This is a genomic window from Lysobacter sp. M2-1 (assembly GCF_022662495.1).
Classification (GTDB): domain Bacteria; phylum Pseudomonadota; class Gammaproteobacteria; order Xanthomonadales; family Xanthomonadaceae; genus JAKPBU01.
Window position 1 is genome coordinate 130,236 of sequence record NZ_JAKPBU010000007.1, and the last position, 21,083, is coordinate 151,318.

The 21,083-nt window shown below is 68.0% G+C and carries 20 protein-coding genes; 5 read left to right on the forward strand and 15 right to left on the reverse strand.

Annotated elements, in window-relative coordinates:
• Positions 1-23: 23 nt before the first annotated feature.
• The 9 genes from cfa to MC375_RS13685 all read right to left on the reverse strand — a co-directional run bounded on the left by cfa (position 24) and on the right by MC375_RS13685 (position 7,593).
• A complete protein-coding gene (gene cfa / locus MC375_RS13645; RefSeq protein WP_242103945.1) occupies positions 24-1,145 on the reverse strand; it encodes a cyclopropane fatty acyl phospholipid synthase in 1,122 nt (373 codons plus the stop codon).
• 56 nt (positions 1,146-1,201) lie between these two features.
• Positions 1,202-2,026 (reverse strand): DUF3298 and DUF4163 domain-containing protein, encoded by an 825-nt coding sequence (locus tag MC375_RS13650; RefSeq protein WP_242103946.1) that lies wholly within the window; start codon positions 2,024-2,026, stop codon positions 1,202-1,204.
• 218 nt (positions 2,027-2,244) lie between these two features.
• The gene (locus tag MC375_RS13655; protein ID WP_242103947.1) at positions 2,245-2,457 is read right to left on the reverse strand and encodes a cold-shock protein; all 213 of its coding nucleotides are present in this window, start codon (positions 2,455-2,457) and stop codon (positions 2,245-2,247) included.
• A gap of 207 nt (positions 2,458-2,664) precedes the next feature.
• Positions 2,665-3,378, reverse strand: coding sequence for a pseudouridine synthase (locus tag MC375_RS13660; RefSeq protein WP_242103948.1), 714 nt, complete (start codon positions 3,376-3,378; stop codon positions 2,665-2,667).
• A 42-nt stretch (positions 3,379-3,420) separates the two neighbouring features.
• A complete protein-coding gene (locus MC375_RS13665) occupies positions 3,421-3,705 on the reverse strand; it encodes a GNAT family N-acetyltransferase (RefSeq protein ID WP_242103949.1) in 285 nt (94 codons plus the stop codon).
• A gap of 19 nt (positions 3,706-3,724) precedes the next feature.
• On the reverse strand, positions 3,725-4,477 hold the full coding sequence (locus MC375_RS13670) for a histone H1-like repetitive region-containing protein (protein ID WP_242103950.1): 753 nt from the start codon (positions 4,475-4,477) through the stop codon (positions 3,725-3,727).
• Positions 4,478-4,565: 88 nt separating this feature from the next.
• Positions 4,566-5,177 (reverse strand): rhomboid family intramembrane serine protease, encoded by a 612-nt coding sequence (locus tag MC375_RS13675; protein WP_242103951.1) that lies wholly within the window; start codon positions 5,175-5,177, stop codon positions 4,566-4,568.
• Positions 5,178-5,195: 18 nt separating this feature from the next.
• A complete protein-coding gene (locus tag MC375_RS13680; protein ID WP_242103952.1) occupies positions 5,196-6,818 on the reverse strand; it encodes an oligopeptide:H+ symporter in 1,623 nt (540 codons plus the stop codon).
• Between the two features lie 142 nt (positions 6,819-6,960).
• Positions 6,961-7,593 (reverse strand): glutathione S-transferase, encoded by a 633-nt coding sequence (locus tag MC375_RS13685; protein ID WP_242103953.1) that lies wholly within the window; start codon positions 7,591-7,593, stop codon positions 6,961-6,963.
• A 139-nt stretch (positions 7,594-7,732) separates the two neighbouring features.
• On the opposite strand from MC375_RS13685, the gene MC375_RS13690 reads away from it, so the two are divergent.
• Positions 7,733-9,520: a M14 family metallopeptidase gene (locus tag MC375_RS13690; protein WP_242103954.1), complete on the forward strand. Its 1,788-nt coding sequence runs from the start codon at positions 7,733-7,735 to the stop codon at positions 9,518-9,520.
• A 39-nt stretch (positions 9,521-9,559) separates the two neighbouring features.
• Here the strand turns inward: MC375_RS13690 and MC375_RS13695 are convergent, their stop codons facing one another.
• The 5 genes from MC375_RS13695 to MC375_RS13715 all read right to left on the reverse strand — a co-directional run bounded on the left by MC375_RS13695 (position 9,560) and on the right by MC375_RS13715 (position 15,528).
• Positions 9,560-10,165, reverse strand: coding sequence for a YdeI/OmpD-associated family protein (locus MC375_RS13695; RefSeq protein WP_242103955.1), 606 nt, complete (start codon positions 10,163-10,165; stop codon positions 9,560-9,562).
• A 2-nt stretch (positions 10,166-10,167) separates the two neighbouring features.
• The gene (locus MC375_RS13700; RefSeq protein WP_242103956.1) at positions 10,168-10,707 is read right to left on the reverse strand and encodes an SRPBCC domain-containing protein; all 540 of its coding nucleotides are present in this window, start codon (positions 10,705-10,707) and stop codon (positions 10,168-10,170) included.
• A gap of 103 nt (positions 10,708-10,810) precedes the next feature.
• Complete coding sequence (locus MC375_RS13705; RefSeq protein WP_242103957.1) at positions 10,811-12,709, reverse strand: ATP-binding cassette domain-containing protein; 1,899 nt, start codon at positions 12,707-12,709, stop codon at positions 10,811-10,813.
• Positions 12,710-13,182: 473 nt separating this feature from the next.
• Positions 13,183-13,836, reverse strand: coding sequence for a DUF5666 domain-containing protein (locus tag MC375_RS13710; RefSeq protein ID WP_242103958.1), 654 nt, complete (start codon positions 13,834-13,836; stop codon positions 13,183-13,185).
• 81 nt (positions 13,837-13,917) lie between these two features.
• A complete protein-coding gene (locus MC375_RS13715; RefSeq protein ID WP_242103959.1) occupies positions 13,918-15,528 on the reverse strand; it encodes a protein adenylyltransferase SelO in 1,611 nt (536 codons plus the stop codon).
• Positions 15,529-15,623: 95 nt separating this feature from the next.
• Between MC375_RS13715 and MC375_RS13720 the strand changes: the two genes are divergently transcribed.
• From MC375_RS13720 to MC375_RS13730, 3 genes are all read left to right on the forward strand, one after another.
• Positions 15,624-17,585 carry a DEAD/DEAH box helicase gene (locus MC375_RS13720; RefSeq protein ID WP_242103960.1) on the forward strand — a complete coding sequence of 654 codons (1,962 nt, stop codon included), beginning with the start codon at positions 15,624-15,626 and terminating at the stop codon, positions 17,583-17,585.
• Between the two features lie 38 nt (positions 17,586-17,623).
• A complete protein-coding gene (locus tag MC375_RS13725; protein WP_345779290.1) occupies positions 17,624-18,826 on the forward strand; it encodes an NAD(P)/FAD-dependent oxidoreductase in 1,203 nt (400 codons plus the stop codon).
• A gap of 75 nt (positions 18,827-18,901) precedes the next feature.
• Positions 18,902-19,657, forward strand: coding sequence for a gamma-glutamyl-gamma-aminobutyrate hydrolase family protein (locus MC375_RS13730; protein ID WP_242103961.1), 756 nt, complete (start codon positions 18,902-18,904; stop codon positions 19,655-19,657).
• Between the two features lie 48 nt (positions 19,658-19,705).
• Here MC375_RS13730 and MC375_RS13735 read toward each other — a convergent pair whose 3' ends face one another.
• A complete protein-coding gene (locus MC375_RS13735; protein ID WP_242103962.1) occupies positions 19,706-20,116 on the reverse strand; it encodes a hypothetical protein in 411 nt (136 codons plus the stop codon).
• Between the two features lie 122 nt (positions 20,117-20,238).
• On the opposite strand from MC375_RS13735, the gene MC375_RS13740 reads away from it, so the two are divergent.
• Complete coding sequence (locus tag MC375_RS13740; RefSeq protein WP_242103963.1) at positions 20,239-21,075, forward strand: helix-turn-helix transcriptional regulator; 837 nt, start codon at positions 20,239-20,241, stop codon at positions 21,073-21,075.
• Positions 21,076-21,083: the final 8 nt, after the last annotated feature.

Consider the following 21,083-nt stretch of genomic DNA (forward strand, 5'->3'; position numbering starts at 1 on the left):
CGCCCGGCGGCGGGGGAAAGGGACTATCTCGGCGCCAGGTAGCCGCCTGGCACGCCGCGTGGCGAGAGCACCACCTGCCACAGTTGGATACGGCGCGCGCGGAAGCTGGCCATCGAGCCCGCCAGGTAATAGCGCCACATGCGGCGGAATCGCTCGTCGTAGCGCGCAGGCAGTTCATCCCATGCCGCTTCCACGTTCGCGCGCCACGCCTGCAGTGTGAGGTCATAGTCGGTGCCGAAACCGTGCCAGTCCTCGATCACGAACAGGCCTTCGACCGCCCTGGCGATCTGCGCGGCGGAGGGGAGCATCGAATTGGGGAAGATGTAGCGCCCTATCCACGGGTCGGTCCGGTGGCGCGAGACGTTGCTGCCGATGCTGTGCAGCAGGAACAGGCCATCGCCGCGCAGGCTGCGCTTCACCACCTCGAAATAGGCGCGGTAGTTCTTGACCCCGACGTGCTCGAACATGCCGACCGAAAAAACGTGGTCGAAACGCTCGTCCAGTTCGCGGTAATCCTGCAGCCGGATCTCCACCGGCAGGCCGGCGCAAAGCTCGCGGGCGAGCGCGGCCTGTTCCTTCGACACGGTGATGCCCACGCCGCTGACCCCATAGCGCTCGGCCGCGAACCTGAGCGCCTCGCCCCATCCGCAGCCGATATCGAGCACGCGCATGCCCGGCTTCAGACCGAGCTTGCGGCAGATCAGGTCGAGCTTGGCCTCCTGCGCCGCGTCCAGGTCTTCCGCACGGCGCCAGTAGCCGCAGCTGTAGACCATGCGGCGCCCGAGCATGGCCCGGTAAAGATCGTTGCCGAGGTCGTAATGGCGCTCGCCGATCTCGAAGCTGTGCCGACGATCCTGCTGGTTGGTCAGCCAGGCGCGAATGGCGTCGAACGCATCGGCCAGGCTGTGGACCTGCTCGTCCACATGCGCGTCGAGCAGACGGAACAGGAGCCCATCGAGCGAGCGGGCATCCCACCAGCCGTCCATGTAGGCCTCACCCAGACCCAGCGAGCCCTGCGCCAGCACCCGCGGGTAGAAACCGGGGTGGTGGACCTGCATGTCCCAGTCGCGGTCTCCGTCCAGGCGCACGTCGGCCGGCCCGAGCAGGGCCTGCAGGCGCCGGCGATAGCGGTCGTGCGTGCGCATGACTGCGCGGGATTATCCACCCGCAGCCGCCGGTTTTGCATCCGGGCTGCCTCGGCTCAGCCGGTGGCGAACAGACCGCGGTAGGCGGGCGCGACGTTCGGCAAGAGCACGTTCGCCGGCACCTCCACGGTCTGGGTGCCGTCGGCGTACGGTCCGACCTGGTAGGGCGGAAACACGAAGCGCAGGGCGCGGATGCGGCCGTCGGCGGCAAGCACCGGCTCGAACTGGGCGAAGTTTGCGGCGTCGGGCAGCGTGCCTTCCTCGATCATGCGGCCGGCGTTCTTGAGCAGATCGGCTCGTTCGGCGGGGTCCATGTCCTCGGCGTCGATACGCTGGGACAGGCTGGTATGCAGCTGTTCGCGGGCGTAGTCCGAAATCGCCTGCCAGGCCTTCGGGTCGGGGATCAGCTCGGCCGCGGTCAACAGGCGCTGCTCGGGTGGCAGCCAGACGAAGCGCGCGATCAGCGGATTGCCGTGCGCGCCACCGGTATAGCTGCTGCCATCGGCCGCGATCGCCACCACGCCCGGCGTTTCCACCAGCTGGGTGAAGCTCAGCGACAGGTCGTAAGGTGCCGGCGGCGGCTCCGCCCCGAGGCCATCGACGGCCTGCTGCAACTCGGTCCGCGCGGCATCGGAATATTTCTTCAGTTCCGCCGCCAGTCCCGGGTATTTGTTGACCGTGGGCGGGTAGCTGATGCCGACGATGTAGCGCGGATCGCGTTCGGACACATCCTTGAGCTGCACCGCGGGTGGCGGCGCCGTCGTGGTGGTTGCGGGGGCCGGACCCGCGGGTTCGGGTGCCGGTGCCTCGCGCCGGCAGGCTGCTGCCAGCACGGCGCACAGGGCAAGGAGGAGCAGTCGATTCCCCAAGACGCGTGCCATCGGTCGATCCATCGTTCGCAACGTATTGGGGCGAAACGTTAGCGCGGACGATGTGATGCCGTCATCCACACAGGCAAAAGAAAACCGCGCCGCGATCAAGTATCCGTCGCAACTGCTACCAGGCCGCCGCAGCGGCCCTGGAAACACACGAGACGTAACTCCTTCCAAAAGAAAACCCGGCCGGAGCCGGGTTTCCATGGTCTTGCCTTGCAGACGGATCAGACCGCCTGCACCTCATCGGCCTGCAGGCCCTTCTGGCCCTGCACTACCTTGAAGCTGACCCGCTGGCCTTCCTGCAGCGACTTGAAGCCGGTGCCCTGGATGGAGCGGAAGTGCACGAACAGGTCAGGACCGCTTTCGGGGGTGATGAAACCAAAACCCTTGGCGTCGTTGAACCACTTGACGGTGCCATTCTGGCGTTCGTCGGCCATTTGCGTAACTCCTTGAAACAGTTTGATGGAACACGGCCACGGTCGCGGCCGAGACTGTCGAGCAAGGGGTAACGCGAACGATGTAGCGGATCACAGGATCTACCGCATCGGAGCCACGATGTACCGTGATCCCGGCTTGAAACAGTGCGCGCACGATACATCACTTTTGAGCGCGAATGTGAATGGGCGGCATGACCCCGGGCAGGGCTACCAGTCCTGCAGGTCCGGAACCAGGCCGCGCAGCTCCGCATCGGTCAGGTTTCGCCACTGCCCGGGTTTGAGGTGGCCCAGCTTCACGCCGCCGATCCGCACCCGCAGCAGCTGCTTGACCCGGTAGCCGAAGTGCGCGGCCATGAGCCGGATCTGGCGATTGAGACCCTGGGTCAGCACGATCCGGAAGCCCTGGCTCCCCAGCTTGCCGGTCTTGCACGGCAGGGTGACCTGCCCGTGCACCGGCACCCCGCGGCTCATGCCACGCAGGAACTCGGGCGTGACCGGATGGTTCACGACCACCAGATATTCCTTCTCCAGCCGGCTTTCGGCGCGCAGGATCCGGTTGACGATGTCGCCGTTGCTGGTGAGCAGGATCAGGCCTTCGGAATCTTTGTCCAGCCGGCCGATCGGGAAGATGCGCTCGGCGTGGCCTACGAAGTCGACGATGTTGTCCTTGACCCCGGCTTCGGTGGTGCAGGTGATGCCGACCGGCTTGTTGAGCGCGATGTACACGTGCCGGCGCCGACCCTTGGCCGCGGTGCGCGCCTGCAGGCGGTTGCCGTCGATCCGGACGTCGTCTTCCTCGCCCAGCTCCGCGCCGATGCGCGCGCGCAGGCCGTTGACCGTGACCCGGCCCTCGGAGATGAGGCGGTCCGCCTCGCGCCGCGAGGCGAATCCGGTGTCGCTGATGTATTTGTTCAGGCGCATGCGGCGCGCATGCTGTCACAAGCGCGCCGCATTCGGAACCGGCTATTCCCGCAGGTCGGCGTACTCGGGGTGCGTGTCGAAGTAGCGTGCTGCGTAGGAACAGCGCGGGATCACCTTCAGGCCGGCCGCGCGCGCGTACTCGAGCGCCGCCTGCACCAGGGCGCCGGCAATGCCGCGCCCGCCGATCGCCTCAGGTACGGCCGTGTGGGTGATGACGATGGCGCCCTCGCCCGCCTTGTATTGGAGGTAGCCCTCCTCGTCGTCGACCACGACGCTGAAGCGTCGCGCAGCGGCGTCGTGGCGGATCCGGTCAGCGATTCCAGTCATGGGATGTCTGGCGCCCGCCTCAACGGCTGTCGCGCTTGCCCTGGTTGTGGCGACCCTGGGTACCGATGCTGCCCTGGATGGCCTGCATTCGGCTCTCGCCCGCATGCAGTTCACCCGCCTTCTGGGCGGCCTCGTCCGACTGGAAGCCAGGCTGCGGCGCCTGTCCCGGAGCAGCACCCAGCGCCTGCCAGGGCGGCGGCTGGCGGTCGTGCTCATGCTTGGCTTCGAGCAGCGCGCGGGTGTTGGCCAGCGCCTGTTCGGGGGTGATCTTCCGCTTGCGGGCAGCGTTGCCGGTGCCCTGCTTCGCAGGTACTTTCTTTAGCGGCGGTTTTCTGCCGGCTGCCGGTTTCTTGGCCACTGACTTCTTGGCCACTGACTTCTTGGCCACTGACTTCTTGGCCACTGACTTCTTGGCCACTGACTTCTTGGCCACTGACTTCTTGGCCACTGACTTCTTGGCCACCGATTTCTTGATCGCCGGCCTCTTGCTGGTTGCCGGCTTCTGTGCCGTCTTCTTGGCTGCAGGCTTCTTGACTGCGACCTTCTTCGCCGATGGCTTCCGGTCCGCGGTACGACTCGCGGCCTTTGCCGGGGTTTTCTTCGCGACGGCCCGGCGTTTCGTCGCGCCAGCCTTCGCGGCGGTCTTGGGGGCGGTCTTCTTCGTGGTCTGCTTCGTGCCAGCCTTGCGAGCGGCGGGTTTTTTGCGTGTTGCCATGCTTCGCTCCTCTGCGGCGGATTGCGGGGACACGTGACCAGTTACCACGCCGTCCATTCACGCGAAGTGATCGCGGGCGCTCGAGGCGATGCGATCTACAGGCCCCACAATGATGCCGCGCCAGTCACGCCGGCGAACAACCGACTCAGCGGAAAGACGGCTGCATCAGCCGCTGCATGAAGAGTCCGAGCACGTCCGGCTCCAGCAGCAGGGTGAACATCACGCCGTACGCGGCGCCCCACAGGTGGGCGCTATGGTTGACGTTGTCGGTGCCATGCCGGTCCATCCAGATCGAGTAGCCGATATAGGCCACCGCATACAGCACCGCCGGCACGGGCAGGAAGAACACATAGATCAGCGACCAAGGCGCGAACAGGATGTAGCTAAACAGCACCGCCGAAACCGCGCCGGACGCACCCAGGCTGCGGTAGCCGCTGTCGTGGCGGTGATTCATGTAGGTCGGCAGGATCGCGATCACGATCGCCGACAGGTAGAAGGCGATGAAGCCGACCAGGCCGATCTTCTCCACGAACACCGGCTCGATCGCGCGTCCGAAGAAGAACAGCGTGATCATGTTGAACAGCAGGTGCTGGCCGTCGGCATGGATGAAGCCGTGTGTCACCAGGCGGTCGTACTGCCTGTTGCGGTCGATCGCGGGTGGCCACAGGATCAGCCGGTCGAGCAGCACGCGGTTGTTGAACGCCTGCCACGACACCAGCACGGTGACGCCGATCAGCAGGAAGGTGGCGATGGGCATCGGTGGAGTCCTTGCCGGTCAGGCCGCCACGGGGCGGTAGTTGTCCTGCATGCGGTAATTGCGCGCGTACAGTGCGAACGCCGCCGCAGCGGCGAAGGCGAATGCGGCGAAGAAGAACATCAGGAACGCGTTCTCGCTGTACCCGGTACCGGCGATCCATGTGGTAACGCCGTCGTTGCGCACCGCCGCGTTGGTCATCAGCACCCACAGGCTGCCGAAGGTGCTGGCGAGGTACCAGAACGCCATGATGATGCCCTTCATGCCCTGGGTGGCCTGGCTGTAGGCGAACTCGAGCGCGGTGGCCGACACCAGCACCTCGCCGAAGGTCAGCAGCAGGTAGGGCAGCATCTGCCAGGCCAGCGACGTCGATGCACCGCTGTCGATGCTCAGCTGGATCAGGCCTGCGCCGATCCAGGCAAAGCCCGAGAACGCGATGCCCCAGCCCATGCGCCTGAGCGCGCTCGGTTCCCAGCCCATCCGCCGCAGCGCGGGATACAGCACGATGTTGTTGAACGGGATGATCAGCATCACCAGCAACGGGTTGAGCGCCTGCATCTGACCGGCTTCCTTCACCAGGAAGCTCGGCCACCACCACTGGTCGTGCGGCACGGTCATCGCCTTGCCCTGGATCACCCAGGTGGAGGCCTTCTGATCGAACAGCGACCAGAACGGCGTGGTCAGCGCGAACACGATGATGATCCGCAGCACCGCGCGCACGCTGTCGACGGCTGCGTCCGCGTGCCTGCCGCGCGCGCGCTCGAGCTGCATCGACACGCCGATGCCGCCGAAGGCGATCAGCACCCCGAGCGCCACGCAGGCACTGATGACGAAGCCGAAATCCTCCGGCCAGAACGCCGGTCGCAGCGCCCAGCACAGCAGGATCGCCACGGCGAGGACCCCGCCGGCAATGGCGACCGCCAGGCCAGGCCTGCCCTGCCCGGCCGCCTGAGAGGTCAAGGCGGTGCGGGCCACGTTGTAGAACGAATCCGGGTCCTCGCCCCGGGTCGGCGGCACGCGTACGTACTGCTTGCGGCCGAGCCAAAAGATCAGCGTGGCGATGAACATCAGCACGCCGGGAATGCCGAACGCCACCGCCGGCCCGTAGTTGCGCAGGAACAGTGGCATCAGCAGCGAGGCGAAAAAGCTGCCGAAGTTGATCGTCCAGTAGAAGAAGTCGAACACGATCTTCGCCAGGGACTTGTTCGACTGGTCGAACTGGTCACCCACGAACGACACCACCAGCGGCTTGATCCCGCCCGAACCCAACGCGATCAGGAACAGCCCGGTGTAGAAGCCCTGGCGATTGTCGTCGAACAGCGCCAGGCAGGCATGACCGGCGCAGTAGACCAGCGAGAACCACAGCACGGTGTTGTACTTGCCGAAAAACCGGTCGGACAACCAGCCGCCCAGCAGCGGGAAGAAATAAACACCGATGACGAAACTGTGGAAGATGTCCTTGGCGGCGCCTTCGCGTTCGCCTTCGGGAACGTAGGCCAGGATCACGCTGCTGATCAGGAACTGCACCAGGATGTTGCGCATCCCGTAGAAGCTGAACCGCTCGCAGGCCTCGTTGCCGATGATGTACGGCACCTGCCTAGGCAGGCGGGCCCTGGGCGGTGCGTCAGCGGCGATCGTCGTCATTCGGCGGTCCGTGGTTCAGGCCGGGCAAGCCTAACCCAAGCGTGGGAGCGAGGGCAGTCACGACTTTGGGAGCGGCATTGGCCGCGAATCCCGTTGGCCCACCCACAAGCACAAGAGCATTCGCGGCCAGGTCCGCTCCCAGCTACGACCATTCGGTCAGGCCTTCACGTTCGTACAAAGTCCTGAACGACGGGCGCGCCTTCATCGCCGACGCGAGCGCGCCAAGATGCGTCCACTCGATCGCCTGCCGCGGCATGTTGCGCGACCAGCGCATCAGCATGGTGAGGTAGAAGTCGGCGACCGACAGCCGATCGCCGAGCAGGTACGGGCCGTTCGCCGCCAGGTGTGCGTCGATGCGCTGCCACTCCGCCTCGATGCGCGGCACGCAGTGCTTGCGCACCGTGTCGGCATTCGCCTCGCCCGCCGGTTCCTGCGGATACCACCACTGCCGGAACAGCGGCTGGACCATGTTCGCCAGGTTGAACATCCACTGGACGTAACCGGCACGGTCCGGCTCCTCCACCAGTGGAGCCAGCCCGGACGCCGGGTGCCGGTCGGCCAGCAGCATCGCCAACGCGGCCGCCTCGTACCGCGGCACGCCACCCATCACCAGCGTGGGCACCACGCCGTTTGGATTCAGGGCCAGGTATTCGGGGCTCTTCTGCTGCTTTGCGGCCGTATCCACCAGCTCCAGCGCGTGCGGAATGTCGAGTTCGATCAGCAGCCAGTGCACCAGCATGCTGGCGGCGCCCGGTGCGTAGTACAAACGGTCCATGCGGTCCTCGTTGAGCGGGAGAGGCCGCAAGTCTAAGCGTCCGGCTGCTGACACGACGCCGGCAGCAGGTCGGCCCTTCCATCGTGAAGCCCGATCGCGTGGCGGTTACGATGTCGCACCCCTGCATCGGACCCACCGCATGACGCCGTGCCGCCCTGTCTTCGCCCTGCTGCTCGCTTGCCTGTCCCCGGCCTTTGCGGCCGCCCCCGTGGCGAAGCCGGACACGTCGTTGGCGACGCTGGCCGAACGCTCCGGATTCACGAAAACCGGCCGCTACGACGAAGTGATGGCCTTGTGCGACGCCTTTGCGTCGACCTATCCGGATGCGGTGCGCTGCGAAACGTTCGGGACCACGCCCGAGGGCAGGCCGATGAAGCTGCTGGTGGCCTCGAGGTCCGGCGCCCTGTCGCCGCAGCAGGCGCGCGAACGCGGACTGCCGGTGCTGCTGGCCCAGGGCGGCATCCACGCCGGCGAGATCGACGGCAAGGACGCCGGCTTCCAGCTGCTGCGCCAGATGCTCGACGGAGAGGCGGCGCCGGGCGCGCTGGAGAAGGTCGTGCTGCTGTTCGTGCCGGTGTTCAACGTGGACGGGCACGAACGCTTCGGTCGCTGGAATCGCCCCAACCAGCGCGGTCCGGAGGAGATGGGCTGGCGCACGACGGCCCAGAACTACAACCTCAACCGCGACTACATGAAGGCCGACGCGCCGGAAATGCAGGCCATGCTGCGGCTCGTGGACATCTGGGACCCGATCGTGACGATGGACCTGCACGTCACCGACGGGGCCAAGTTCGAGCACGACGTGGCGATCACCGCCGAGCCGGTGAATTCCGGCGATGCCAGGCTGCGCAAGCTCGGCCGCGCGCTGCGCGACGGGATCATCGAGCGGCTCGCCGCGCAGGGCTCGCTGCCGCTGGCGTTCTATCCCGCGTTCGTCAAGGACGACGATCCGGCCAGCGGTTTCGCCGACGGGGTTCCGACCCCACGCTTCTCGCACGGGTATTTCCCGCTGCGCAACCGGATGGCGGTGCTGGTGGAAACCCATTCGTGGAAGGACTACCCCACACGCGTGCGTATCACCCGCAACACCGTGCTCGACCTGGTCGAGCTGGCGGTGCGGGACGGCGCAACCTGGATCCCCACCGCGCGAGCGGCCGACCGCCGCGCATCGCGGCTGGCGGGCGCCCAGGTGCCGCTGCAGTACGAGGCTAGCGCCAAGGTCCGCACCATTGATTTCCGCGGCTACGCCTATACACGCACCCCGTCCGACATCTCCGGCGCGCTGATGACGCATTACGACGAGGCCCGGCCGCAGGTGTGGAAGATTCCGCTGCGCGACGAGGTGCTGCCTTCGCTGTCGGTGCCAGCCCCGCGCGCCGGCTATCTGGTGCCCCCTGCCTTCGCGGCCCTGGTCGAGCCGAAGCTGGCGCTGCACGGCATCGCGTTCCGCCGCATCGAGCGTACCCAGCCCGGCACGAAGGTCCAGGAATGGCGCGCGACCAAGGCCAGCTTCGCCGCCAGTTCGGTCGAGGGCCATCAGCGGCTCACCGCCGAAGGCGCCTGGGCGAAGCGGACGCAGGAGATCGCCGCAGGCACGCTGTTCGTGCCGATCGCGCAGCCCAAAGCCCGGCTGGCGATGGGACTGCTCGAACCGCTAGCACCCGACTCCCTGCTCGGCTGGGGCGAATTCAACAATGCCTTCGAACAGAAGGAGTACATGGAGGGGTACGTCGCCGAGGAGGTGGCGCGCGAGATGCTTGCCCGTGATCCGGCGCTGAAGGCCGCGTTCGAGCGCAGGCTGAAGGAGGACCCGGAATTCGCGAAATCGCCGGCGGCGCGGCTGGATTTCTTCTACCGCCGGCACAGCGCCTACGACGCGCGCCTGAACCTGTATCCGGTCCTGCGCACGGATTCGATGCCGCGCTAGGCCGGCCTGTCGGCCGCTTCATGCGCGGCATGGGCGGGCTCAGCAGGCCTCGTACTTCCAGTTCCGCCGTTTGCCCTCGGCCAGCCATTCGACGGTCTGCGCCAGACGCCGGGCCCGCGTCTCGTCGCGCCTGGCCTCGGTGATCCATTCGACGTACTCGCGCCTGTGGCTCGGCGCGAGCGCTTCGAAGGTCGTCCTGGCCTTGCGGTTCTTCGCCAGCGCCGCAAGCAGGTCGGGCGGCGTTTCGGGTGGCGGTTTTGGCGCGGCCGCCTTGCGCGGTCCGGGCGTTTTGACGCCCGCTTCGTTGAGCTGCATCGCGCGCCGGATATCGGCCACCAGCCGGCGTTTCGATGGCACGTCTTTCAGCGTAGCCATCTTGCCGTAGCTGCCCATCCCGTCGCGCTGCGCGCCTTCGCCCATGACCAGTGCGTGCTTCCAGTAGCCGAACGAGGCGTGCTGCTTGAACGCGGCCATGCCGGCGAGGATGCCTCCGGCATAGACGAAGCTGGGCGCGGACCATTTCATGGTTTCCTCGACCTCGGGACAGGCCTCGTGCACCACATCGCGGATGCGCTGCAGGATCGGCTGCGCGAGGGGCGCAGCCTTGGCGATGTACGCATCGATGCGCGGATCGCGACTGCCCATGGTCATTCCTCCGCGGCACGCACCGTGGCCAGGAAATCGGCCAGGCCTGCCAGTTGCATCGCCTGCACCTTGTCCACCACCGGCGCGAGCTTCGACAGATCGTCCGGCGCGTAGCCGCCGACCCGGTACCACAGGGTAATGCGCGTGCCCTCGCCCTCGGGCGCGAGACGGAACTCGAGCGTGCCATGCAGGCCCATCCCCTGCAGCGGCCCGAGCCCGCCGGTCATGCGCAGCAGCTTGCCCGGGTCGACGAAGCTGACCTGCATGTGCTGCGCCTGCTGTACGCCTGCGTCCTCGCAGAAGCAGCCGCCCGCGCGCGGATCGATCGACAGTTTCGAAGCCTGACCCCACCAGCTGTGGTCCTTGGGCCACCAGCGATCGACGTCGCCGATCAGCGCCCGCCACGCGGCCTGCGGGTCCACTGGTGCCGTGCTTACGTTCTCGACCGTGAATCCGGTCGCGGTGGCGTCCTTGACCTCAGCCGCGGCCGGCGCGGCAAGCGCCGCCACAACGACCAGCAGTGCTGCGCGAATCAGGCGCATCGTTATCCCCGTGGCCGCGTCCCGGCGATTAACGCGCGCGGCCTGGCGAAAGGCAAGCCGCCCCACGGTGTCGCCACTGCGGCGGGCTGCGCCTGCGCCTCCGCTACGAAGCCGATTCCAGCTCGGACCAGCGCGCGTACGCTGCGTCCAGCTCGGCCTGGGCCGTGGCCAGCTCTGCATTGCGGGCCACGATCGTGGCGGCGTCCTGCTGGTAGAACGCAGGTTCGTGCATCGCAGCGCCCAGCGCGGCCAGTCGCGCTTCCAGCGTTTCGATCCGGCCCGGCAGCTGCTCGAGTTCGCGGGTTTCCTTGAAGCCCAGGCGCCGACGCGGCGGCGCGGATGGCGTGGCCTTTACCGGATTGGTCGCAGCGGCACCCGGCTTCGAGGGCGGCGGAGTTGCTGCAGGCTCGCTGCGTTGCCGCAGCCAGTCGCTATATCCGCCCACGTATTCACCAACGCGGCCCTGACCCTCCATGACCAGGGTCGAAGTCACGACATGGTCGAGGAAATCGCGATCGTGGCTGACCAGCAGCAGGGTGCCCGCATAGTCGGCCAGCAGTTCCTCCAGCAGCTCCAGAGTTTCCACGTCGAGGTCGTTGGTCGGCTCGTCCATCACCAGCAGGTTGGATGGCTGCGCGAACAGCCGCGCCAGCAGCAGCCGGTTGCGTTCGCCGCCCGACAGCCGGGTGATCGGCGCGCGCGCGCGCTCGGGCGTGAACAGGAAATCCTGCAGGTAACCGAGCACGTGCTTGCGGCTGTCGCCGATCTCGATGAACTCGCGGCCGCCGGCGACGTTCTCGATCGCGTTCCAGTCCTCGCGCAGGGTCGACCGGTACTGGTCGAAATAGGCCACCTGCAGTTGGGTGCCGAGCCGCACTTCACCGGCCTGCGGCGCGAGCTCGCCCAGCAGCAGCTTGAGCAGCGTGGTCTTGCCGCTCCCGTTCGGCCCGATCAGTCCAATCCGGTCGCCGCGCAGGATGGTGGTGCTGAAGTCCTGCACGATCGGGACCGCGCCGTGCGCGAACGAGACGCCGCGCGCCTCGATCACCTTCTTCCCGGAGCCTTCCGCCCTGGCCGCCTGCATGCGCACATTGCCGGCTTGTTCGCGCCGCGCCGCGCGCTCCACCCGCATCGCCTCGAGCCGGCGCACTCGGCCCTCGTCGCGGGTGCGGCGCGCCTTGATGCCCTGGCGGATCCAGGCCTCTTCCTGCGCCAGCAGCTTGTCGAAGCGCGCGCTCTCCTGCGCTTCGGCATTCAGGCGCTCCTCGCGCCTACGCTGGTAGTTGTCCCAGTCGCCCGGCCAACTCGTGACCCGGCCACGGTCGATCTCGACGATCCGGGTGGCCAGCGCGCGCAGGAAGCGGCGATCGTGGGTGACGAACACCAGCGCACCGCTCCAGCCTTTGAGGAAGCCCTCAAGCCAGTCGATGGCCTCGATGTCGAGATGATTGGTCGGCTCGTCCAGCAGCAGCAGATCGGGCGCCGAAACTAGGGCCCGGGCCAGCAGGACGCGTCGCTTCATGCCGCCCGACAGGCGTGCGAAGTCGGCATCGCCGTCCAGCCCCAGCCGGGTCAGGGTATCGGCGACACGCTGGTCGAGCGACCAGCCGTGCGCCGCTTCGATCCGCGCCTGGACCGCGGCCAGCGCCTCGGTATCGCCCGTGTCGGTCCCGGCAGCGAGCGATTCGATCAGATGGTGGTATTCGGCCAGCAGCCTGCCCAGCTCGCCCAGGCCCGTGGCCACGACGTCGAATACGCTCCCGGCGGCGTCCTGGGGCACTTCCTGCTCCAGGCGCGCGATGCGGCGGCCGCCTTCGACCCGGACCGCCCCATCGTCCGGCTTCAGGTCCCCTGCCAACAGCTTGAGCAGGGTCGACTTGCCCGCGCCGTTGCGGCCGATCAGGGCGATGCGTTCCCCGGCCTCGATGGCCAGGTCGACATGTTCGAGCAGCAGCGGGCCGCCGACGCCATAGTCGACGCCGTTCAAGGTGATCAGAGGCATGGCCAAGGGCCTGTTAGCGCTATGGGCATGGGTCGCGTTCGTTCTGAGGGGCTGTCAGGTGGTGTTGCGCAGCGCAGGGCAGACTGGCCGTCTGGTCAAGCTGCGGGACGCCGGCTGGCGGCCCCTCAGAGCGAACCCGTAGGGCCGGGTTTGCGCGCACGCACGCCGGCGTCATCACTCGGGCGTGGATCCACATCCACTTCCTCGCTCTTCCTTGGCGTGCGCACGCGCAAACCCGGCGCGGCCCATGCCCATAGCGCTAGCAGGCCCTAGTCTAGCGGGCCGCCCGGACTCGCAGTAGGCTTGCGCCGGGCAAAACCACGGAGCGCGCCATGGCCAAGGGTCTGGACAAGAAGAAAGAAGACAAGAAGAAGCCGGAAAAGTCGCTGAAGGAAAAGCGCGCGGCGAAGAAGGAGAAGAAAGCCGGCAAATAAGCCGGCTTTTTTCTTGGGCGTCAGCGAGCGAGCTAATCGTCAGCGTTCACGGGCACTGACCTCCACCAGGATGCGGTCGGCCACCCAGCCCCGCTCGCCCCGGCGCAGGCTCATGCGCACCAGATCGCCGCGCTCCAGCGCATCGACCGGGTAACGCTGGCCGCGATACTCCACCAGCGTCCGGCTGTCGTAGCTCACGCGCTGTTCGCCGCCGGTGTATCCGCCCTCGGTATAGCGGATCTCGCGTGTGCGGGAATCCACGTAGCTGATCGCGCCGCGGCGCTCCGTGCCGTAGCCGTCGCCCGAGCTGCCGCCGCTGCGTGCGTCCTGCAGCACCTCGATGTCCTCGGCCCGCCATAGTCCGCCATCGCGGCTGGCCAGTACGCGTACGCGGTCGCCCGGTTCGAGCCCGGCGACCGGCTGCTCGCGGCCCTCGTAGACCAGGCGCGTACGTTCGTCGTAAGCGACGTCGGCGCGCCCGCCGTTCTGCTCCTGCACCAGGAAGCGGCGGTTGCCGTGATCGACGTTGCGCACTTCGCCAACCAGGGCCTGGCGCGAGGCCTGCTGCGGATAGCCGCGATCGGGGTAACCGGTTCCGTAGTCGCCCACCGACGCGCAGGCCCCGAGCAGCAGCAACAGCGCGGGTGCGGCCAGGCGCGCCCATGAACCAAGCGGAAGACGAACAGTAGCCATGGACAACCTCCTGCGATGCGACATAGGACGCCGCGCATCTTGCCGCCCGCGCCGCTGAACATCGCATCACGACGGGCCGATTCAGGAACTGCAGGACAGCATCGAGCAGCCGGCCCGGTCCCGGGCCCAATCCGGACGCCGGGCGGCGAACGCCTCGCGCCCCGGCTGATCCTCGTAAGGCCTGCGCAGCACCTCGAGCAGTTCGCCGATGCCGGAGGGATCGCCCTGTTCCGCCCGGTCGATCGCCTGCTGCGCCAGGTAATTGCGGAGCACGTATTTGGGGTTCGTCGCGTGCATGCGGGCACGCCGTTCCGGCGCCGGCCACGCCTCTTCGCGGACGCGAGCGGCATGACGTTCCAGCCAGGTCTGGAGTGCGTCCCCGCCCGCATGGCGCTTGCCCGGATCGTAGAACGCCTCCTCCAGCGGCTGCAGCAACGGCGCGACCGGATCCACGTCCGCCAGCGCCCGGAACCACAGCGTCATGTCCACCTCGTGGGCCTGCAAGAGGGCGTGCAGGTCGCGCGCCAGGTCGATGTCGTCATCCCTGCACGTGCGCAAGCCGAGTTTGGCGGCAATGTCGTCCCGATCCGCCTGTGTGTAGCTGGCTGCGAACTGGTCGAGCCCTGCCTGCAGCGGCGTGGCATCCGTGAACAGCGGCGACAGCGCCTGCGCCAGGCGCAGCAGGTTCCAGTGCGCGATCTTCGGCTGCCAGCCGAAGCGGTAGCGGCGGCCGCCCGCGTCGGTGGTATTGGGCGTCCAGTCCGGGTCGTAGTCGTCGATCCATCCGTACGGACCGTAATCGATGGTCAACCCGAGGATCGACATGTTGTCGGTATTGAGCACGCCGTGGACGAATCCGACACGCATCCAGTGCGCGACCAGCCGCGCCGTGCGCTCGCACACCTCTCCGAACCAATCGGCGCGCATGCGTTCGGAGAACACCCCGTTCTCGCGCAGGCTGCCCAGGCGCTCGCCCGCGCGTTCGCCAAGCAGGTGTGGAAAATCGCGCCAGATGCAGAAGTCCGCCAGGCGCGCGAGCAATCCGAGGTCCTGGCGCGCATAGGGCAGCTCGAAGTGCCCGAAGCGCAGGAACGAAGGCGCCACCCGGCACACGATCGCGCCCGGTTCCGGCTTCGGATGGCCGTCGTAGAACATGTCGCGCACGACCGCCTCGCCGGTGCCGACCAGCGACAGCGCCCGCGTGCTCGCCACGCCGAGGTGATGCATGGCCTCGCTGCACAGGAATTCCCGGATCGAGGAGCGCAGCACCGCACGCCCGTCGGCGGTGCGCGAATACGGCGTGGGCCCGGCACCCTTGAGCTGCAGCTCCCAGCGCCTGCCTGACGCGTCGATTGCCTCGCCAAGCGTGATCGCGCGCCCGTCGCCCAGCTGCCCGGCCCAATGGCCGAACTGGTGGCCGCCGTAGTTGGTGGCGATGGGCTGCATGCCCGGGGCGAGCGCATTGCCGCCAAACACCTGCGCGAACTCCGGCGACGCCACCTCCGCTTCGCTGAATCCGAGCGTGGCGGCCATCTCCCGCGAGTGCGCCAGAACGACGGGTGCCGCGACAGGTTCGGGCATGACCTCCGACCACGCCGCGCCCTCGACCCGGCGCACGCGCGGACCGGTTTCGGGATCACCGGGCAATTCGCGTCGGAACGCGTTGTCGAAGCGCAGGCGGGTGAGTTCCATGCGCTGCAGTGTATGCGTGGCTCCGTGGAGTGGCGTCGGGCCCCGAAAAGCGGCTTTTGCCGCGGCGATGGCGGCGCGCGCGATAGACTGGGCGCATGAACGCCGAGCCTACGCCCGCCAGTTTCACTTCCCTCGGCCTGCCCGAGTCCCTGCTGCGCGCGCTGTCCGAGGTGGGCTACGAGACGCCGTCGCCGATCCAGGCGGCCACGATCCCGCCGCTGCTCGCGGGCAGCGACGTGCTCGGCCAGGCCCAAACCGGCACCGGCAAGACCGCGGCCTTCGCCCTGCCGATCCTGGCGCGCATCGACGCGGCCCAGACCAGGCCGCAGGCCCTGGTCCTGGCCCCGACCCGCGAACTGGCGATCCAGGTCGCCGAGGCCTTCCAGAAATACGCCCATCACCTGCCCGGCTTCCACGTGCTGCCGATCTACGGCGGGCAGAGCTACGGGCCACAGCTCTCCGCTCTCAAGCGCGGCGTGCACGTGGTCGTCGGCACGCCCGGCCGGGTGATCGATCACCTGGAGCGCGGTTCGCTCGACCTGTCGCAGCTGCGCTGCCTGGTGCTGGACGAAGCCGATGAAATGCTGCGCATGGGTTTCATCGACGACGTCGAGGCGGTGCTGAAGAAGACCCCCGAGTCGCGCCAGGTGGCGCTGTTCTCGGCCACCATGCCGGCGCAGATCAGGCGCATCGCCCAGACCTATCTCAAGCAGCCGGTCGAGATCGCGATCAAGTCGACGACCTCGACCGCTGAAAACATCCGCCAGCGGTACTGGATGGTCAGCGGGGTCAACAAGCTCGATGCGTTGACCCGCATCCTGGAGGCGGAAACCTACGACGGCCTGCTGGTGTTCGCGCGCACCAAGCTCGGCGTCCAGGAGCTTGCGGAAAAACTCGCCGCGCGCGGCCTGTCCGCTGCCGCCATCCATGGCGACGTGGAGCAGAAGCAGCGCGAGAAAATGGTCCAGTCGCTCAAGGACGGGCGCATCGACATCCTGGTCGCCACCGACGTGGCCGCACGCGGGCTGGACGTGGAGCGCATCAGCCACGTGCTGAACTACGACATCCCCTACGACACCGAGAGTTACGTGCACCGGATCGGCCGCACTGGCCGCGCCGGGCGCAGCGGCGAGGCGATCCTGTTCGTGTCGCCGCGCGAACGCGGCATGCTGGGCGCGATCGAACGTGCCACCCGGCAGAAGATCGAGCCGATGCAGCTGCCCAGCGTCGACGCAGTCAACGAGAAACGCGTCGCCAAATTCCTCGGCAAAATCGGCGCCGCGCTGGAAAGCAGCGACCTGTCGATATTCCGCGAGCTGGTGGAGCGCTACGAGCGCGAACACGACGTGCCGGCGGTCGAAATCGCCGCGGCGCTGGCCCATCTGGTGCAGGGCAAGACCCCGCTGCTGCTCGAACCGGCGCCGGAGCGTCCGAAGGCCGCATACGAGCCGCGCACGCCGCATGAGCGCCCGGGGCGTACACGACCCGAGCGCACGGCGCGTTCCGCCGACGAGCGCTATCCACGCGCGCCGCAGTCCGAACGCCGTCCCGCTTCACGCGGCCACGAACGTCCCCCAGCATCGGAACCCGGTGCGCCCGCGGCGCACAAGTCGCGCCCGCCCCGCCTCGACGTCAACACAGGTGAGGCGATGTTCGCCGGCGAGGAAGCCCCGGCCGCGCGCCGTCCGAAGAAATCTGCGGGCGAGCCCGAAGTGGGCATGGAGACCTTCCGCATCGAAGTCGGCCATCAGCACGGCGTGCAGCCGGGCAACATCGTTGGCGCCATCGCGAACGAAGCCGACCTGGAGAGCCGCTACATCGGCCGGATCGACATCCGCGACGACCACAGCCTGGTCGATCTGCCCGAAGGCATGCCGCGCGAAGTGCTCGAGATCCTGAAGAAGACGCGCGTGGCCGGCCGCCCGCTGCGCATGAGCCGCGCAGGCGAAGCCGATGCCGGTGCACCGCGCGGCCCCGGCGCCAAACGGCCCTTCGCCGGCAAACCGCAGGCGCCCCCGCGCAAGCCGGGGTTCGCCAAGCGCAAGGGCCCGCGGTGACGGCAGGCGGTCACGGCGTCACATAGCCCGTGGATGGCGTGAGCGGACGGTTCGACGCCATCGTGATCGGCGGCGGTGCCGCAGGACTGATGTGCGCGCAGGTCGCCGGGCACCGGGGCTTGCGGGTGCTGGTAATCGAACACGCCAACCGGGTCGGCAAGAAGATCCTGATGTCGGGCGGCGGCCGCTGCAACTTCACCAACACCGGCACGGGCCCGGCGAACTTCCTCTCCGCCAATCCGCACTTCTGCAAGTCTGCGCTGGCCCGCTACACGCCGCTGGACTTCGTCGACCTGGTCGATCGCCATGGCATCGCCTGGCACGAGAAGGAACTCGGGCAACTGTTCTGCGACGAGTCTTCGAAGCAGATCGTGGCGATGCTTCTGGCCGAATGCACGGCCGGGGTCGTGGAGATCAGGACCAGTTGCAGTATCGAGCGCGTCGCCCATCGCGATGGCGGCGGCTTCGCGCTGCGTACCAGCCAGGGAAGCTTCGAGGCGGACGCACTGGTCGCAGCCAGCGGAGGACTGTCGATCCCGAAAATGGGTGCGACCGGCTTCGGTTACGCGCTGGCGCGGCAATTCGGCCACGCCGTGCTGCCCACCCGCGCCGGCCTGGTACCGCTGACGCTGAGCGGGCGGCCGCTCGAGGAAATCGCCGACCTCAGCGGCATCGCGCTGCCGGTGGAAGCTTCCTGCAACGGCGTCGCGTTCCGCAACGCCATGCTGCTGACCCATCGCGGCGTGAGCGGACCGGCGATCCTGCAGATCTCTTCCTACTGGCGGCCCGGCGACTCCTTGCGTATCGATCTGCTGCCGGGCGATGACGCGCTGCAACGACTGCGGACCGAGCGCAAGCGGCGACCCGCGACCGAGCTGCGCACGATCCTGGCCGAGCTGCTGCCCAAGCGTTTCGCGCAGCGGTTGTGCGAAACCTCGCTCGTGCCGCTGCAGCCGCTACGCCCGCTGCGTCAATTCGACGAACCGCAGCTGGGTGCGGTCGCAGGGCTGCTGTCGGCCTGGCCGCTGGTCGCCAGCGGCACCGAGGGCTATCGCACCGCCGAGGTCACCTTGGGCGGGGTCGATACCGATGGCCTGTCTTCCTCGACCATGCAGTCGCGTCATGTGCCCGGCCTGTACTTCATCGGTGAGGTGGTCGACGTCACCGGCTGGCTTGGTGGTTACAACTTCCAGTGGGCCTGGGCTTCCGGCCACGCGGCGGGACGCGCCCTGCTGTCGTAACGGGAGAATGCGGCAGCGCCTCCCGAAGCTGCCCCACGACTTGATCCTCGCGCCTCGCTCGGGTTTATTAACGGCATGCCCCGGATCCTTGTTTTCCAGCACGTCGCCGCCGAACCGCTCGGCACGCTCGATCCGCTGATCCGGGCGCGCGGGCACCGGATCCGTTTCGTCAATTTCGAGCGCGAGCCCGATGCGCAGCCCGACGTGGAACGCTATCGCGGCCTCGTGGTGCTGGGCGGGCCGATGAACGTGGAGGATCAGGCGCAGCGCCCGCACCTGGTGACCGAGCTGCGCGCGATCGGGCGCATGCTGGAACTGGGCCGGCCCGTGCTCGGTATCTGCCTCGGCGCGCAGCTGCTGGCGCACGCGCTGGGCGCACCGGTGCGGCGCCACGTCGCCCCGGAGATCGGCTGGTATCCCGTGCAGGCCACGGCGGCCGGGCGCGAGGATCCGGTGCTGGCGCCGCTGGGCGCGGAGCCGCGGGTATTCCAGTGGCATGGACGACATTTCGAGATTCCCGACGGCGCCGTCCATCTCGCACGCAGCGATACCTGCGAACAGCAGGCGTTCCGCTGGGGCGACAACGCCTACGGATTCCAGTTCCATCCCGAGGTGGACGCCGCGTTGATCGAGCGCTGGCTCTCGAATCCGGCCTACCGGGAGGAACTGGCTGCATCCGGTCTGCCGCACGACGCCGAAACGATCCGAGCGCAGACGCAAACACACATCGCCGTGATGCAGGCCAGGGCCGGGCGCGTCTTCGAGGAATTCCTCGACCTGGTGGGACGGCCGCAACGGCGTTACACCCTGCCCTCGCGCGAGTTCGCATAGGCGCCGCACCCGGCGGCGCCTTGCCAGGACGAAACCCGCGGCGCCCGATCAGGCCTGAGCGCGGCGCACCGCCCGCAGCCCGAACCATCCCAGGTCGGCGAACACCGCCACCGCGGCCGCCTGGACCAGTACGAACGCGATGCCCAGCACGCTCGGCTGGTAGGGGCCGCCGGCCACCAGCCAGACGCTGGCGACGACCCACGCCGCGTTGATCGCGACCACCGCCGCCATCGCGCGAGGCGGCACCCGCGCCATCCGCGACATCGCCGCCACCCACACCACGAACGGAACCAGGAACAGTCCGGCGCCCCGCAGCAACGCGGCCGGCAGTTGCAGCAGCGGCTGCAGGAACTCCGCGCCCGCCAGCAGCAGTACTGCGGTGGCGCCGGTGGCGACCGCATCGACCAGCAGCACGCGCGAAAGAAAACGGGGATGGGCGATGAGATTGCGGAAGTTCATGACCAGGCTCCTGGATTGGGACGGGACGTTGCCACGGCCGCCATCCTGCACAGCCGCACGACGCGGATCGATTACCCCGGAGGTAATGCATCCGCGCATCGCGCTCGGCTATCGTGGCGCCCATGAATCAGCCACGCCCCGTCGGCGATCAGCTGCGCGACTGGCGCCAGCGCCGCCATCTCTCGCAGCTCGACCTCGCCGGTCTCGCCGATATTTCCTCGCGCCACCTCAGCTTCATGGAAACCGGGCGCTCCCTACCCAGCCGCGCCATGCTGCTGCGCCTGAGCGATCGCCTTGACGTCCCGCTGCGCGAGCGCAATCAGCTCTTCGTCGCAGCTGGTTACGCGCCGGTCTACGGCGAACGCCGGCTCGACGATCCGGCGTTGCAGGATGCGCGCCGCGCCATCGATCTGGTGCTGCGCGGGCACGAGCCGTATCCCGCCCTGGCGATCGATCGCCACTGGCAGATGCAGGCCGCGAATCGGGCGGTGGCGCCGTTCCTCAAGGGCGTCGCACCGCATCTGCTGGAGCCGCCGGTCAACGTGCTGCGGCTGAGCCTGCATCCGGAAGGCGTCGCGCCACGCATCGTCAACCTGGGGGAATGGCGCGCGCACTTGCTGCAGCGGCTGCAGCAGCAGGTCGAAAGCACCGGCGATCCGGTGCTGGAGGCATTGCTGCGGGAACTGCTGACCTACCCGGCTCCGGAGCATGACCCGGCGCCGAATCCTGGCGCCTTCGTGGTTCCGATGCGGCTGCGCACCGAGGTCGGCGAGCTCGCGTTCCTCAGCACCACTACCGTGTTCGGCACACCGGTGGAGGTCACGCTGTCGGAACTGGCGATCGAATCGTTCTTCCCGGCCAATCCCAAGACCGCGACCGCGCTGCGCACGATGTCGCTGGTCGGCCGGGTGCTGCGCTTCCCGCTCTCACTGCGGCCGAAGAAAACCGGCGGCAGATAGAGCGCGCC

Bases quoted from the DNA above. Each gene is read 5' to 3' on its own strand.
- cfa (WP_242103945.1), bottom strand. From the start codon at position 1,145: ATGCGCACGCACGACCGCTATCGCCGGCGCCTGCAGGCCCTGCTCGGG.
- MC375_RS13650 (WP_242103946.1), bottom strand. From the start codon at position 2,026: ATGGCACGCGTCTTGGGGAATCGACTGCTCCTCCTTGCCCTGTGCGCC.
- MC375_RS13655 (WP_242103947.1), bottom strand. From the start codon at position 2,457: ATGGCCGACGAACGCCAGAATGGCACCGTCAAGTGGTTCAACGACGCC.
- MC375_RS13660 (WP_242103948.1), bottom strand. From the start codon at position 3,378: ATGCGCCTGAACAAATACATCAGCGACACCGGATTCGCCTCGCGGCGC.
- MC375_RS13665 (WP_242103949.1), bottom strand. From the start codon at position 3,705: ATGACTGGAATCGCTGACCGGATCCGCCACGACGCCGCTGCGCGACGC.
- MC375_RS13670 (WP_242103950.1), bottom strand. From the start codon at position 4,477: ATGGACGGCGTGGTAACTGGTCACGTGTCCCCGCAATCCGCCGCAGAG.
- MC375_RS13675 (WP_242103951.1), bottom strand. From the start codon at position 5,177: ATGCCCATCGCCACCTTCCTGCTGATCGGCGTCACCGTGCTGGTGTCG.
- MC375_RS13680 (WP_242103952.1), bottom strand. From the start codon at position 6,818: ATGACGACGATCGCCGCTGACGCACCGCCCAGGGCCCGCCTGCCTAGG.
- MC375_RS13685 (WP_242103953.1), bottom strand. From the start codon at position 7,593: ATGGACCGTTTGTACTACGCACCGGGCGCCGCCAGCATGCTGGTGCAC.
- MC375_RS13690 (WP_242103954.1), top strand. From the start codon at position 7,733: ATGACGCCGTGCCGCCCTGTCTTCGCCCTGCTGCTCGCTTGCCTGTCC.
- MC375_RS13695 (WP_242103955.1), bottom strand. From the start codon at position 10,165: ATGGGCAGTCGCGATCCGCGCATCGATGCGTACATCGCCAAGGCTGCG.
- MC375_RS13700 (WP_242103956.1), bottom strand. From the start codon at position 10,707: ATGCGCCTGATTCGCGCAGCACTGCTGGTCGTTGTGGCGGCGCTTGCC.
- MC375_RS13705 (WP_242103957.1), bottom strand. From the start codon at position 12,709: ATGCCTCTGATCACCTTGAACGGCGTCGACTATGGCGTCGGCGGCCCG.
- MC375_RS13710 (WP_242103958.1), bottom strand. From the start codon at position 13,836: ATGGCTACTGTTCGTCTTCCGCTTGGTTCATGGGCGCGCCTGGCCGCA.
- MC375_RS13715 (WP_242103959.1), bottom strand. From the start codon at position 15,528: ATGGAACTCACCCGCCTGCGCTTCGACAACGCGTTCCGACGCGAATTG.
- MC375_RS13720 (WP_242103960.1), top strand. From the start codon at position 15,624: ATGAACGCCGAGCCTACGCCCGCCAGTTTCACTTCCCTCGGCCTGCCC.
- MC375_RS13730 (WP_242103961.1), top strand. From the start codon at position 18,902: ATGCCCCGGATCCTTGTTTTCCAGCACGTCGCCGCCGAACCGCTCGGC.
- MC375_RS13735 (WP_242103962.1), bottom strand. From the start codon at position 20,116: ATGAACTTCCGCAATCTCATCGCCCATCCCCGTTTTCTTTCGCGCGTG.
- MC375_RS13740 (WP_242103963.1), top strand. From the start codon at position 20,239: ATGAATCAGCCACGCCCCGTCGGCGATCAGCTGCGCGACTGGCGCCAG.